The following is a 13,368-nucleotide window of genomic DNA, read 5'->3' on the forward strand; positions in this document are numbered from 1 at the left end:
GGGACCCACCGGCGGCCCGGAATCGACCCGGACGGCGGGATCCGGACGGTTACGGTGACCTCATGCGTCCCGTCGTCGCGACCGCCCTCCTCGCCCTCGCCGCCCCCCTCCTCGCGGCCCTCCCGGCCGGCGCCGGCGGGGCCACGGCACCCTCCGCACCGGCAGCGGTCGAGGCGCCGGCCGTCACCGCGCCGGCCGTCACCGCGCCGGCCGCGGCCCGCGCGCCGTCGCTGCGCGTGACCACCCGCGTCGGCGGCCTCGACCACCCGTGGGACGTCCGCCGGCTGCCGAGCGGCTCGCTGCTGGTGACCGAGCGCGAGCGGGCACGGCTGACGCTGAGCACCGCGGCCGGTCGCAAGCGCACGGTGCGCTTCCCCTCGGCACGGATCTGGACGTCGGGCGAGACCGGGCTGATGGGCCTCGAGGTCGACCCGCGGTTCGCGAAGAACCGCCGCTTCTACACGTGCAGCGGCTGGCGCACCGGCGGCGGGCACGACATCCGCGTCAACGCCTGGAAGCTCAACCGCCGCGAGACCCGGGCCCGGCTCGTCCGCCCCCTCGTCACCGGCCTGCCCACCACCTCCGGGCGGCACGGCGGCTGCCGGCTGCTCGCCACGTCCGACGGCGCCCTGCTCGTGGGCACCGGCGACGCGGCCGTCGGCACCAACCCGCGCGACCTCGACTCCCTGGGCGGCAAGACGCTGCGCCTCAACCGGTTCACCGGCCGGCCGTGGCCGCAGAACCCGTACGCCGGCGCCGAGAGCCGCAACCGCCGCTACGTGTTCACCTACGGCCACCGCAACGTGCAGGGTCTCGCGGAGCGCCGCGACGGCACCCTCTGGTCCGCCGAGCAGGGCTCCTCCCGCGACGACGAGGTGAACCTGCTGGTCCCCGGCGGCGACTACGGCTGGAACCCGGTGCCCGGCTACGACGAGTCGGTGCCGATGACCGACCAGGGCCTCCCCGGCACCCAGCAGGAGGCGCGCTGGAGCTCGGGTCCGACGACGGTCGCGACCTCCGGGGCCACCTTCGTCCGGGGCAAGCGGTGGGGCAGCCTCAACGGGGCGCTCGCGGTCGGCGTCCTCAAGGACCAGGAGCTGCTGTTCATCCGCTTCGACGCCGACGGGTCGAACCCCCGGGTCAGCACGCCGGCCGCGCTCGACGGGCGCTGGGGCCGGCTGCGCTCCCCCGTCCTGCTCGCCAACGGCAACCTGCTCGTCACCACCGACAACGGCGACGGCCGCGACCGGGTGCTCCTGGTCCGCCCCCGCTGACGCCGGGCGCGGCTCAGGCCGACCAGCCGAGCAGGCTCGCCCCGGCGACCAGGCTCGCGAACCAGAGGGCCAGCGCGCCCAGCGCCAGGACCGTGATCCGGCGCGGGTGGCTCGACCACCACGAGCAGGCCAGCACGAACAGCGCGAGCCAGAGCACGAGCAGCACCACGACGGCCCACCACGGCGCGACCAGCCCGCTGGCGCCGTACAGGAACAGCGTCGCGGCCATCAGGATCATCCCGCCGAACGGCCAGAAGTCGGTGGCCCGGGGCGGCGCCGCGACCCGGCGCCGGCGCACCGGCGTCAGTCCTCGAGCTCGTCGTCGTTCCAGGCCGGGTCGCGGTCCCAGGCCTCGCTCTTCTCGTGGGCCGTCTCGATCGCGCGCGACGCCTCGGCCGCGCTGGCGTAGGGCCCGAGCCGGTCCTTGTTGGGGCAGCCGTCGCGGCCCTCGACCGTGCTGTGCTTGAGGCAGTACCAGAACTCCGGAGCGTCATCGGCCATGCGCCGAAAGTACACGTCACGGGCCCGGGCCGGGGCTAGGATCGGTCGACCATGGGACTTCTCGAGCGCCGGCGCCGCGGCCCACTCCTCGCCGCGGTCGCGGCCCTCGCGCTCGCCGCCACCGTGGTGGCGGGGCTGACGCTGACCGGCTCCGACGACCGCGCAGCGCCCGACCGCGGTGTCCGGCCGCAGCGCCCCGCGGTCGCGGACCCGCCGACCTCCGGCCCGCCCTCGAGCCCGGTCGAGCCGCTGCCGGTCGACCCCGCCGACCCGATGTTCACGTTCGTGTCGTCGCCGGACATGTTCAACGCCGACATCGGCGACCTCCGCACCGCCGGGATCCGGGTCCGGGACGGCCGGAACTCGTGGAACCCCTCCTACGCCCGCGCCGTCGACCGGGTCTTCGGCACCCTCGCCTCCTACGACGCCGACGCCTACCTCGTCGCCGGCGACCTCGTCGAGGGGCACTGGGGCCAGGACGCCGACCGCACCGGCTACTTCGGCCCGACCCGCACCGAGTCGCAGAAGCTCCGGGCGGTCACCCGCGCCGGCGACTTCTACTACGGCCGCTACCGGCAGTACTTCCGCGACGTCGGCATCGCGCCGTCCAGCCTCTACGCGGCCGTCGGCGACCACGAGATCGGCGACAACCCGTGGCGGCGCGGGGGCTTCAAGGCGCGCGCCGTGGACACCTACAAGGACGTGTGGGCGCGCAACTTCACCACGACCGCGAGCGGCGGCCACCGCTTCCCCGACCGGCCGGTCGGCACGCCGTACGAGGACACCTCCTACGCCACCTGGCTCACCCCTCCCGGCCCCGACGGCGTCCTGCTCGTCACCGTCGACGTCTTCCGGCACGGCTCCGACGACAACGGCGTCTCGGCCCGGGTCGACGGCCGCCACCTCGCCTGGTTCCGCGGCGTGCTCGACGCCGCGCCGGCCGAGGCGACCGTGATCGTCCAGGGCCACACGCCCGCGCTGGGCCCGGTGCGGTTCTCCGGCTCGTCGCGGCTGATGGTCGAGGACGGCGCCAGGAGCCCGTTCTGGCGGGCGATGGACGGCTCCGGCAAGGTCGACCTCTACCTCGCCGGCGAGGTGCACGCGCAGACCGCGCGCCAGGTCCGCGGCACGGTCCAGGTCTCCCACGGCGGGCTGTTCGCCTTCCGCGGCACCGCCTACGTCGTGGGCCGGGTCTACCCCGACCGGGTCGAGCTCGAGAGCCACTGGTTCGACAACACCTACAGCACCCGGAACCGGCTGTGGGCCACCTCGAGCAAGCGGCCGCCGGGCGCCGTCTCCTACGCGCCGGAGGTGCTCACCGGCACGCTCGTGCTGCACGACGACGGCACCGTCACCTCCTCCGGCGAGCTCGGACTGAACCCGGACCTGCCCGCCCAGCCGTGACCTGCGCGTCACCTGGGGGCGATCCACGCCCACTAGGGTCGTCGCCATGAACGCGATGTTCGAGGGCTACGGGGGCAACGGCCAGGCCTACGACGAGATGTTCGACGGCGACGAGCTGCGCTCGCCGTACCTGCGGCTGCGCGAGTCGCTGGCGACCCTGACCACGCCCGAGCTGGTCAGCCGGGTCGAGGCGCTGCAGGCCGGCTACCTGGCCCAGGGCGTCACCTTCGACATCGGTGGCGAGGAGCGGGCGTTCCCGCTCGACATCCTGCCGCGCGTCATCGAGCAGGACACCTGGTCGCAGATCGACGCCGGCGTCCAGCAGCGGGTGCGCGCGCTCGAGATGTTCCTCGCCGACGTCTACGACGCCGGCACCGTCTTCGACGACGGGGTGATCCCCCGCCGCGTGATCACCACCTCCAGCCACTACCACCGCGCCTCGGCCGGGGTGCGGCCCCCGAACGGCGTCCGCGTGCACGTCTCGGGCATCGACCTGATCCGCGACAACGCCGGCGAGTTCCGCGTGCTCGAGGACAACGTGCGGGTCCCCTCGGGGGTGTCCTACGTGATGACCAACCGGCGCGCGATCAGCTCGGCGCTGCCCGAGACCATCGCCCAGCACCGGATCCGGCCGGTCGCGGCCTACCCGCAACGGCTGCTCGCGGCCCTCCGCGCCGCCGCACCCGCCGGCGTCACCGACCCGAACGTCGTCGTGCTCACCCCCGGCGTCTACAACGGCGCCTACTTCGAGCACGCGCTGCTGGCTCGCACGATGGGCGTCGAGCTCGTCGAGGGCCGCGACCTGGAGTGCCGCCGCGGGCGCGTGATGATGCGCACCACGCAGGGCCTGGCGCCGGTGCACGTCATCTACCGGCGCATCGACGACGAGTTCCTCGACCCGATGCACTTCCGCGCCGACTCCACCCTGGGCTGCCCGGGCATGGTCGACGCCGCGCGCGCCGGCAACGTGACCCTCGCCAACGCCGTCGGCAACGGCGTCGCCGACGACAAGCTCGTCTACACCTACCTGCCCGACATCATCCGCTACTACCTGTCGGAGGAGCCGGTGCTCAAGAACGTCGACACGTGGCGGGTCGGCGACGCCGAGGCCCGCGAGGAGGTGCTCGACCGGCTCGACGAGCTCGTCCTCAAGCCGGTCGACGGCTCGGGTGGCAAGGGCATCGTCATCGGCCCGCGCGCCAGCCGCGCCGAGCTCGACGAGCTGCGCACCAAGATCCTCGCCGCCCCGCGCGACTGGATCGCCCAGCCCGTCGTGCAGCTGTCGACGGTGCCGACGTTCGTCGACGGCGAGCTCGGGCCCCGGCACGTCGACCTGCGCCCGTTCGCCGTCAACGACGGCAACCGGGTGTGGGTGCTGCCGGGCGGGCTGACCCGCGTCGCGCTCGCGCGGGGCGAGCTCATCGTGAACTCCTCGCGCGGCGGCGGCTCCAAGGACACGTGGGTGCTGGCCGGCCCCCGGGTCGCGGTCGCCGACCTGGCCGACGAGGTCGGGGAGGGCGACGCCGTCGCCGAGGTGCCCGAGGTGCGGGAGGCCACCGAGCCGCCGTCGCCTCCCCCGCCCCCGGCGACGCAGCCGGAGACACCGGGACCCGCCCTCACCGCCCTGCAGGAGCAGACCGAGCAGCAGCAGCAGGCCGGCCCGACCACGAGGAGCCCGCGGTGCTGAGCCGGATCGCGGAGTCGATGTTCTGGATCGGTCGCTACGTCGAGCGCGCCGAGGACACCGCGCGGATCCTCGACGTGCAGACCTCCCTGCTCATCGAGGACGCCACCCTCGACGTCGACGAGACCTGCCACGGGCTGCTGTCGATCATGGGCGTCGAGGACGCCCCCGACCACGTCGACCTCTCCCACGTGCTCAGCACGCTCGCCTACGACCTCGCCTCGCCGGTCTCGATCGCGGCGGCCATCGCGGCCGCCCGGGAGAGCGCCCGGCGGGCCCGCGAGACGCTGTCGGTGCCGCTGTGGGAGGCGATCAACACCACCTACCGCGACATCCTCTCCGGGCAGTTCGGCGCCCGGCGCACCCCGCACGTCTTCCAGTGGGTGCGCGAGCGCGCGGCGCTGATCAACGGCACCGCCGACGCGACGATGACGCGCGACGAGGGCTGGCAGTTCCTCATGCTCGGCCGGTGCATCGAGCGCGCCGACATGACCTCGCGCCTGGTCGCGACGGCGTCGGTCACCAGCGGCACCAGCGACCAGTGGACGAGCACGCTGCGCGCGTGCGGCGCCTACGAGGCCTTCCTGCGCACCTACCGCGGGCTCTCGACCGAGCGGGCGGCGGCGGAGTTCCTGCTGCTCGACCGGCTGTTCCCGCGGTCGGTGGTGTTCTCGCTCAACCGCGCCGAGCAGTGCCTCGACAACCTGGAGGCCTCCGGCTCCTCGGGCCAGCGGGCCGGGTTCCAGAACGAGGCGCAGCGGCTGCTCGGGCGCACCCGGGCCGAGCTCGAGTACCGTTCGCTCTCCGACGTCGTCGCCGACCTCCCGACCGAGATGGAGCGGCTGCAGCGCACCTGCGCCCTGGCCACCGAGGCGGTCACCCGCCGGTTCTTCGCGGGCGCCGAGGCGCTCGCCTGGCACGGGATGGGAGGGGCCTGACCCATGTCGATGCAGCTGCGGATCACGCACACCACGACGTTCGAGTACGACGGCCGCTCGGTCGCGTCCTACAACCAGGCGCGGCTGACGCCGGTCACCACGCCCGAGCAGATCGTCGTCCACCACCGCCTCGAGGTCTCGCCGAAGCCGTGGACCTACGAGTACCGCGACTACTTCGGCGCGGCGGTGACGGCGTTCGAGGTCGTCGACCCGCACGAGGCGATGACGGTGCGGGCGACCTCGACGGTGCAGACCAACCGACCCGCCGCACCACCGCCCTCGAGCACCTGGGAGGCGCTCGGCGCCCGCGAGGTCGCCGACCGCTGGACCGAGTTCCTGACGCTGCCCGACCTCGTCGCCCCGCCGGCCGACTTCGCCCAGCGCGCCCGGCAGGTCGCCGCCGACCACGAGCTCCCCGGCGAGGCCGCGCGCGACCTGTGCGCCCTGGTGCACGACGAGGTCGAGTTCGCGGCCGGCTCGACCGACGTCCGGGCGCCCGCGGCGGCCGCCTGGCAGCAGCGCGCCGGCGTCTGCCAGGACATGGTGCACCTCGTCGTCGGCGGGCTGCGGTCGGTGGGCATCCCCGCGCGCTACGTCTCGGGCTACGTGCACCCCGACGCCGCCCCCGTCGTCGGGGCGACCGTGTCGGGCTCCTCCCACGCCTGGGTCGAGTGGTGGGACGACGGCTGGCGCGCCTTCGACCCCTGCCACGACACGGAGCCCGACGACCGCTACGTCTCGCTGGCCCACGGGCGCGACTACGCCGACGTCCGGCCGATCAGCGGGATCTACTCGGGCGCCGCGACCCCCCGGATGACGGTGGCCGTCGACGTCACCCGTCTCGCCTGACGTGGGTGGCTCACACGCCCACCGGGCGGGGCACGACGACGCGGTCGAGGTCCAGCGCGGCCCGAAGACGGTGCTGCTCGCCTCGCTGGCCCTCGCCTTCCTGGTGACCGTGGTCGGCGTGGTGTGGCTCTGGCCCGACGGCGAGAAGGTCGACGACCTCTCGCAGGACGTGCAGTTCGCCGCGCCCGGCGTCACCTTCCCCGCGGCGGAGGTGCTGGAGGTCGAGGAGCCGTGCCCCGACAACCAGCAGGCCGAGGGGTGCGGCACGATCCGCGTCCGCGTCAGCGAGGGCGAGGACGCCGGCACCGAGACCACCGCGCGCGGCGTGCCGCCCGACGTCCTCGAGAGCGACCTGCAGGTGGGCGACTCGGTCAAGCTGATCCGGACGCCGCCGCGCGCCGACGCCCCCGACGGCGGGGCGACCCTCAACTACTTCGGCACCGTCCGGACGCAGCCGGTGGCGCTGCTGCTGCTCGTCTTCGTGGTCGTCGTGCTCGCGGTGGCCCGGCTGCGCGGGCTGATGGCGCTCCTCGGTCTGGTGTTCAGCGCGGGGGTGATCGGGGTGTTCCTGCTGCCCGCGCTGCTGTCGGGCGAGTCGCCGGTGCTGGTCGGCATGATCGGGTCGGCGGCCATCATGTTCGTCGTCCTCTACACCACCCACGGGTGGTCGCTGCGTACCAGCGCCGCGCTCGGCGGCACCCTGGCCGGCATCGGACTGACGGCGCTGCTCGGCTCGTTCGCGGTCAGCAGCACCCGGCTGACCGGCGTCTCCGACGACGGGTCGCGGGTGCTGAGCACCTTCGCCGGCGACCTGACCTTCCCGGGCCTGTTCGCCTGCGCCATCATCATCGCGGGGCTCGGCGTGCTCAACGACGTCACGATCACCCAGGCCTCCGCGGTGTGGGAGATCCGGGCCGCGGCGCCGGCGATGTCGCGCGCGCGGGTCTTCGCCAGCGGCATGCGGATCGGCCGCGACCACATCGCCTCGACGATCTACACGATCGTCTTCGCCTATGCGGGCACCGCCCTGACGGTGCTGCTCGTGCTGCGGCTCTACCAGAGCCCGTTCCTCGACCTGCTCGCCACCGAGGAGATCGGCCAGGAGGTCGTCCGCACCCTCGCCACCAGCATCGCGCTCGTGCTCGCCGTGCCGCTCACCACGGCCATCGCGGTGGCCACGCTGCCACCGGGCCGCGACCCGGACCACTGAGCCCGACGCCGCCGGCCCGGTCCGGGCTCCCCCGTCCTGGGGATCCTGGGCCACGGGCGGTCGGCCGGCGACCGGTCGGCGTAGCGTCCGACCATGTCGCCGGACCCGGTCGAGTCGCTCCCGCAGCACTACCGCGTCGTCCTCGAGAACGAGCGGGTGCGGGTCCTCGAGTACACCGACCACCCGGGCCAGCAGACGACGACCCACCGGCACCCCGACAGCGTGATGATCACGCTGTCGTCCTTCCGCCGGACGTTGCGGGCCGACGACTCCGAGCTCGACGTCGAGCTCCCGGCCGGCACGGCGCGGTGGCTCGACGCCCAGGAGCACAGCGGCCACAACACCGGCGACACCGACACCCACGTCATGTTCGTGGAGCTCAAGGAGCCCGCCGGTCACGGTCCCCGACGTCCGGCGCGGGTCGGGCCGACCGACTGACGCAGCGGCCGACGACCACGTCCGGGCGGCGGCGTACCGCTATCCTGCTCGAGCGAACGGGCCGGCCGGGCGACCGCGTTGGGGAGACCCACCGAGGAAGGTCCGGGCTCCGCAGAGCAGGGCGGTGGGTAACACCCACCCGGGGCAACCCGCGGGACAGTGCCACAGAGAACAGACCGCCTCCCGAGGGCAACCGAGGGAGGTAAGGGTGAAACGGTGGAGCAAGAGACCACCAGCACGCCGGGTGACCGGCGTGGCTCGGCAAACCCCGTCCGGAGCAAGATCAGACAGCGCACGTCCGAGGGCTGCTCGCCCGAGTGCGCGGGTAGATCGCTGGAGGCCGTCGGCAACGGCGGTCGTAGATGGATGGTCGCCCCTCGGCTCGCCGAGGACAGAACCCGGCCTACAGGCCGGCCCGTTCGCACACGTGCTGTGACCTGCGACGCGCAGGCCAGCGACCGCTCGGTGACCGCAAACGACGGTTGAGGCGCGTTTTCCGTGCAGGAGTGACCACCCAGGAGTCGGGCGGATGCTTCGTTCTCCACAGGTGAATCGAACACACTGTCGATTGTCGGTGGTGGCGCCTAGAATCAGGCCATGAGCAAGCACCCCGGCGACCGCCGCGACGGGCACCCCGTCGCCCGGTTCGTCGCGCTGCTCGAGACCGAGCTCGCGGCCCTGGTGGACGCCCCGACCTGGTCGCTGGACCCTGCGACGACGGCCGACCTGGTGCCGCGGCTGGCCGGGCTCGTGGCCGGGGTGCAGGAGCTCGAGGCCCGGGTGGTCGGGCACGCCGGGGTGCTGGACCTGCCGGCTTCGATCGGGGCGCGGTCGCTCGCGGTGTGGCTCGCGCGGACCACCCGCGTCACGGGCGCGGAGGCGTCGCGGAAGGCTCGCCTGGCCGGGGATCTGGCCGCTCACGAATCCTTGCGGGTGGCGATGGCCGAGGGACGGGTGCACGGCGAGCAGGCCAAGGTCATTGCCGCTGCGGTCGGGGACCTCGACGGCGAACACTTCTCGTGGCGCGAGAAGGCCGAGGCGCACCTGCTCGACGAGGCGGCGCACCACGACGCGCACGACCTCAAGACCCTCGGCCGGCGGATCCTGGAGACCCTGGACCCCGACAAGGCCGACGAGCACGAGGCGCGCCTGCTGGAGGCCGAGGAGGCGAGGGCGCGGAAGAAGGCTCGCTTCGCGATGTGGGACGACGGCGAGGGTCTCGCCCACGGCCGGTTCACCCTGCCGTCGGCGCAGGCCTCGATGCTGCGCAAGGCACTCACCGCGATCGCGGCTCCCAAGCACGTGCGCGCCGAGCACGGCGCCGGGACCTACGACCACGAGCGACCGACGCCGGAGAAGCTGGGGCTCGCGTTTGGCGAGTACGTCGAGCGCTACCCCGCCGACCAGCTGCCCGCCATGGGCGGGGTCAACGCCACCGTGGTCGTGACGATGACCCTCGACACGCTCAACGGTGGGCTCGCAGCGGCCCACCTCGACACCGGTCTCGCGCTCGCACCCGACCAGGCCCGCCGGATGGCCTGCGAAGCAGGGATCATCCCCGCCGTCCTCGACGGCGCCGGCCACGTCCTCGACCTGGGCCGGAGGCGGCGGTTCCACACCCCGGCCCAACGCCTCGCGATCACCCTCGAGCAGCAGCACTGCCAACACCCGACCTGCACCACACCCGCCGCCTACTGCCACACCCACCACACGACGCCCTGGTCCCAGGGCGGCACCACCAACACCCACGACGCCGTCCTCCTCTGCCCCTTCCACCACCACCAGACCCACGCCACCGGAGACACCCACCCGTTGCGGACGTAACCGCTCCCAGGGATCGGTCGGTCCGCGACCCGAAAATCCCGTTCGGGTCCTCGGCCGCGGGGGCGGAGGTACAATGTGTCAACACTCTGCTTTGTCACGTGTCCGGAACGTCGGCCGCCGGCTCGGCGGTCCACGTTCGACCTCGTGACCGGAGCACCCATGCCCCTCGCCCTCCCCCCGTTCCGCCGTCGTCTCGGCGCCTCGCTGGCTCTCGGAGTCGCAGGCTGGCTCGTCCTGGCGCCGGCTGCCGGTGTCGCCCACGCCGAGCCCACCGTCGTCCCGCTGGGCGTGGCCAAGGAGTTCTCGGTCCTCGCCGGCTCCACGATCACCAACACCGGCCCCTCGACGGTCAACCGCAGCATCGGCCTCTTCCCGGGTACCGACATCACCGGGGCCGGCTCGCTCGTCGTCGGCGGCACGACCCACGCCGGCGACCAGCGCGCCCGGACCGCCAAGTCCGACCTGACGACGGCCTACAACAACGCCGCCGGACAGACGCCGAGGATCGCCGCCGACAGCGAGCTGGCCGGCGAGACCCTCGTCGGTGGCATCTACCGACGTCCGGCCGCCATGGCCCTGAACGGCGCCCTCACCCTCGACGGCCAGAACGACCCCGACTCGGTGTGGGTCTTCCAGGCCGGCTCCACGCTCACCGCCGGCTCCGGCAGCTCGATCGTGCTCGTGCGGGGCGCCGACGCGTGCAACGTCTTCTGGCAGGTGGGCAGCTCGGCCACCATCGGCACCACGACCCGCTTCGTCGGCACGATCATGGCCGACCAGAGCATCACCATGCAGACCGGTGCCCGGCTCCGAGGACGCGCGCTGGCACGCATCGGGGCCGTCACGCTCGACACGAACGTGATCACCTCGCCGCAGTGCGACGACGACGACACCGACGGTGGTGGCGACGGCGGCACCGACGGCGGTGGCGACGGCGGCTCCGACGGCGGTGGCGACGGTGGTAGCGACGGCGGCGACAACGGTGGCGACGGTGGTAGCGACGGCGGCGACAACGGTGGCGACGGCGGCGGAGACAACGGCGGAAACGGCGGCGGAGACAACGGCGGAAACGGCGGCGGAGACAGCAGTGGCGGAGACGGTGGCGGCCAGATCGCCAACCCGCCGTCCGGTGGCGTCCCCACGGGCGAGGCCGCGGACGCTGCCGGCGGACAGCCGGCGACCCTCGTGCTCACGACCGCACTCGCGGGCGCGCTCGCACTGGCCGGGACGGCCGTCCTCCGGCGTCGCCGGTCCTGGTGACCCAGCACCGACGGGCACGCCGTCGGTCGGGCTTCGTCGCGGCAGCACTGGCGGCGGGAGCCACGGCCGCGGTCGTGACGGCGACGACGTTCCTCATCGCGACGGGTCCGACGTCCGGGGCGGGACCGGACGCGCGCACGTCGGCGCTGACGTCGTCGGACGCGACGTCGACGACGGCCGCGGCCCAGTCGCGTCCCGCACCGACGCGACCCGCCGGCGCGAAGGCTGACGGGAAGGCAGCCGACCGCCCGGTCGTGCCCGCCCTGCTGCCGCAGTCCCACCCCGAGCGCCTGCTCATCCCGACCATCGACGTCGACGTCGAGGTCATGGACCTCGGCCTCCTGCCGGACGGGACGCTCGAGGTGCCTCCTGGGGCGTTCCCGGCCGGCTGGTACGACGGCTCCCCCACTCCCGGCGAGCTCGGACCGGCCATCCTCGCCGGCCACGTGCACTACGACGAGACGCCCGGGGTCTTCGAGCGCCTCGGCGAGCTCGACGCGGGCGACGAGGTGGAGGTGCTCCGCGCGGACGGGAGCACGGCGTCCTTCACCGTCACGCGCACCGAGGACTACGCCAAGAGCGCCTTCCCGACCGACACCGTCTACGGCGACATCGACCACGCCGGGCTGCGCCTGATCACCTGCGGCGGCCTCGACGCGGAGACCGGCGCCTACGAGGACAACGTCGTCGTCTTCGCCGAGCTCACGGGCACCGCCTCGCCGTGACGGCGGGCGCGTCCCCGGCCGGGCCGATGAGTCCGGCACCGGCGGACGGTCCATGCTGGTGCGGCCAACGACGGCCGCCGCACCGCCACGAGGAGCACCGATGACCCAGCAGGTCCGCGTCCACAACTTCGCCGTGTCCAGCGACGGGTACGCCGCCGGCGAGGGGCAGAGCCTCGAGCGCCCCTTCGGCCACGCCGACCCGATGCGGATGATGAGCTGGGCGGGCGCGACGGCGAGCTGGCCGAACCGGACCGACCCCGGCGGCAGCCGCGGCCTGGAGGACTACCTGGTTCGCGAGTTCCACCGCAACATCGGCGCCGAGATCATGGGGCGCAACAAGTTCGGTCCCCACCGCGGCCCCTGGACCGACCACGAGTGGCAGGGCTGGTGGGGCGCCGAGCCGCCCTTCCACACCCCGGTCCTCGTGATGACCCACCACGAGCGGCCGTCGTTCACGCTGTCGGACACGACCTTCCACTTCGTCGGCGGCAGCCCGGCCGAGGTCCTGGAGCGGGCCCTCGCGGCCGCCGACGGCAAGGACGTCCGGCTCGGCGGTGGGGCCGACACCGTGCGGCAGTTCCTGGACGCCGGCCTGGTCGACACCCTGCACGTCGCCGTCGCACCGGTCGAGCTCGGCGTCGGCTCCCGGCTGTGGGAGTCCCCCGACGAGCTCGACGACCGCTACCACCACGACGTCGTCCCGCGCCCGGACGGCACGGTGCACCACCTGTACTGGCGCTGACCGCGCACCGGCCACCCGGCCGGGATCAGCCGAGCCGGTTGAGCGCCTCGCTCATCTGGTCCTCGGTGTCGTTGCCCACCTTCTCGAAGACGAGCTTGACGACGGGGCTCGCCAGCTTGGCGGCGCCGTGCATCTCGATGGTGGCCTCGTAGGTGATCTCGCTGCCGGCGCCGTCCGGTCCCGGCACGACGGTGATCGTGTCGGTGGAGGTGGCGGTCTCGTTCTTGCCGACCAGGACGACGGTGTCGTGGGTCAGGGTCCGCAGCTCGTAGTCGAGCTCGGTGGACATCCCGGCGATCTTGGAGACGTTGTGGAACCGGGCGCCGACGCCGACCGGCCCGGAGCCGTCGGTGCGGACGCACGACTCGGTGCCGGGGTCCCACTCGGTGGCGTTCGTGAAGTCCTTGAGGTAGTCGATGACCACCGCCGGGGCGGGGTCCACGGTGAAGGTGCGGGTCACGGTCGTCATGCCGCCACGCTAGGGAGCACCGTCGTCCGCCCGGCTCACCCGCCGGGCAG

At 73.7% G+C, this 13,368-nt stretch carries 14 protein-coding genes and 1 other RNA gene; 12 read left to right on the forward strand and 3 right to left on the reverse strand.

The features are described 5' to 3' along the window. The first annotated feature begins 62 nt into the window (after positions 1–62). On the forward strand, positions 63–1,274 hold the full coding sequence (locus FE634_RS13005; protein WP_138876132.1) for a PQQ-dependent sugar dehydrogenase: 1,212 nt from the start codon (positions 63–65) through the stop codon (positions 1,272–1,274). A gap of 13 nt (positions 1,275–1,287) precedes the next feature. Here the strand turns inward: FE634_RS13005 and FE634_RS13010 are convergent, their stop codons facing one another. Both FE634_RS13010 and FE634_RS13015 read right to left on the reverse strand, forming a co-directional pair. Further along, positions 1,288–1,572 (reverse strand): hypothetical protein, encoded by a 285-nt coding sequence (locus FE634_RS13010; RefSeq protein WP_137292686.1) that lies wholly within the window; start codon positions 1,570–1,572, stop codon positions 1,288–1,290. A 5-nt stretch (positions 1,573–1,577) separates the two neighbouring features. Continuing rightward, positions 1,578–1,775, reverse strand: a complete 198-nt coding sequence (locus FE634_RS13015) for a hypothetical protein (protein WP_137292687.1) — start codon at positions 1,773–1,775, stop codon at positions 1,578–1,580. 51 nt (positions 1,776–1,826) lie between these two features. On the opposite strand from FE634_RS13015, the gene FE634_RS13020 reads away from it, so the two are divergent. From FE634_RS13020 to FE634_RS13070, 11 genes are all read left to right on the forward strand, one after another. Continuing rightward, entirely contained in the window at positions 1,827–3,179 is a 1,353-nt protein-coding gene (locus tag FE634_RS13020) for a metallophosphoesterase family protein (RefSeq protein WP_148240665.1), read from the forward strand. Positions 3,180–3,225: 46 nt separating this feature from the next. After that, positions 3,226–4,866: a circularly permuted type 2 ATP-grasp protein gene (locus tag FE634_RS13025; protein ID WP_148240666.1), complete on the forward strand. Its 1,641-nt coding sequence runs from the start codon at positions 3,226–3,228 to the stop codon at positions 4,864–4,866. Next, positions 4,860–5,801, forward strand: coding sequence for an alpha-E domain-containing protein (locus FE634_RS13030; protein WP_137292690.1), 942 nt, complete (start codon positions 4,860–4,862; stop codon positions 5,799–5,801). Before FE634_RS13025 ends, FE634_RS13030 begins: the two co-directional genes overlap by 7 nt. A 3-nt stretch (positions 5,802–5,804) precedes the next feature. Further along, the gene (locus FE634_RS13035; RefSeq protein ID WP_222847579.1) at positions 5,805–6,650 is read left to right on the forward strand and encodes a transglutaminase family protein; all 846 of its coding nucleotides are present in this window, start codon (positions 5,805–5,807) and stop codon (positions 6,648–6,650) included. Position 6,651: 1 nt separating this feature from the next. Beyond that, the gene (locus FE634_RS13040) at positions 6,652–7,860 is read left to right on the forward strand and encodes a YibE/F family protein (RefSeq protein ID WP_148240667.1); all 1,209 of its coding nucleotides are present in this window, start codon (positions 6,652–6,654) and stop codon (positions 7,858–7,860) included. A gap of 93 nt (positions 7,861–7,953) precedes the next feature. Next, positions 7,954–8,298 (forward strand): cupin domain-containing protein, encoded by a 345-nt coding sequence (locus FE634_RS13045; RefSeq protein WP_138876137.1) that lies wholly within the window; start codon positions 7,954–7,956, stop codon positions 8,296–8,298. A 57-nt stretch (positions 8,299–8,355) separates the two neighbouring features. Then, positions 8,356–8,720, forward strand: an RNA gene (rnpB, locus tag FE634_RS13050) — RNase P RNA component class A. A 175-nt stretch (positions 8,721–8,895) separates the two neighbouring features. Next, a complete protein-coding gene (locus FE634_RS13055) occupies positions 8,896–10,122 on the forward strand; it encodes an HNH endonuclease signature motif containing protein (RefSeq protein WP_148240668.1) in 1,227 nt (408 codons plus the stop codon). Positions 10,123–10,266: 144 nt separating this feature from the next. After that, positions 10,267–11,382, forward strand: a complete 1,116-nt coding sequence (locus FE634_RS13060; protein WP_138876138.1) for an ice-binding family protein — start codon at positions 10,267–10,269, stop codon at positions 11,380–11,382. A 74-nt stretch (positions 11,383–11,456) separates the two neighbouring features. Continuing rightward, the gene (locus FE634_RS13065) at positions 11,457–12,107 is read left to right on the forward strand and encodes a class F sortase (protein ID WP_148240669.1); all 651 of its coding nucleotides are present in this window, start codon (positions 11,457–11,459) and stop codon (positions 12,105–12,107) included. 100 nt (positions 12,108–12,207) lie between these two features. Next, entirely contained in the window at positions 12,208–12,849 is a 642-nt protein-coding gene (locus FE634_RS13070) for a dihydrofolate reductase family protein (RefSeq protein WP_138876140.1), read from the forward strand. Positions 12,850–12,874: 25 nt separating this feature from the next. On the opposite strand, the gene FE634_RS13075 is transcribed toward FE634_RS13070, so the two are convergent. Continuing rightward, entirely contained in the window at positions 12,875–13,318 is a 444-nt protein-coding gene (locus tag FE634_RS13075) for an SRPBCC family protein (protein ID WP_137292700.1), read from the reverse strand. Between the last annotated feature and the right edge of the window lie 50 nt (positions 13,319–13,368).

It is taken from the genome of Nocardioides sp. S-1144 (genome assembly GCF_005954645.2).
GTDB classification, from domain to species: Bacteria; Actinomycetota; Actinomycetes; order Propionibacteriales; family Nocardioidaceae; genus Nocardioides; species Nocardioides dongxiaopingii.

Coding starts and splice junctions, on each gene's coding strand:
- FE634_RS13055 (WP_148240668.1), top strand. CDS start 8,896: ATGAGCAAGCACCCCGGCGACCGCCGCGACGGGCACCCCGTCGCCCGG.
- FE634_RS13070 (WP_138876140.1), top strand. CDS start 12,208: ATGACCCAGCAGGTCCGCGTCCACAACTTCGCCGTGTCCAGCGACGGG.
- FE634_RS13035 (WP_222847579.1), top strand. CDS start 5,805: ATGTCGATGCAGCTGCGGATCACGCACACCACGACGTTCGAGTACGAC.
- FE634_RS13020 (WP_148240665.1), top strand. CDS start 1,827: ATGGGACTTCTCGAGCGCCGGCGCCGCGGCCCACTCCTCGCCGCGGTC.
- FE634_RS13075 (WP_137292700.1), bottom strand. CDS start 13,318: ATGACGACCGTGACCCGCACCTTCACCGTGGACCCCGCCCCGGCGGTG.
- FE634_RS13005 (WP_138876132.1), top strand. CDS start 63: ATGCGTCCCGTCGTCGCGACCGCCCTCCTCGCCCTCGCCGCCCCCCTC.
- FE634_RS13045 (WP_138876137.1), top strand. CDS start 7,954: ATGTCGCCGGACCCGGTCGAGTCGCTCCCGCAGCACTACCGCGTCGTC.
- FE634_RS13025 (WP_148240666.1), top strand. CDS start 3,226: ATGAACGCGATGTTCGAGGGCTACGGGGGCAACGGCCAGGCCTACGAC.
- FE634_RS13015 (WP_137292687.1), bottom strand. CDS start 1,775: ATGGCCGATGACGCTCCGGAGTTCTGGTACTGCCTCAAGCACAGCACG.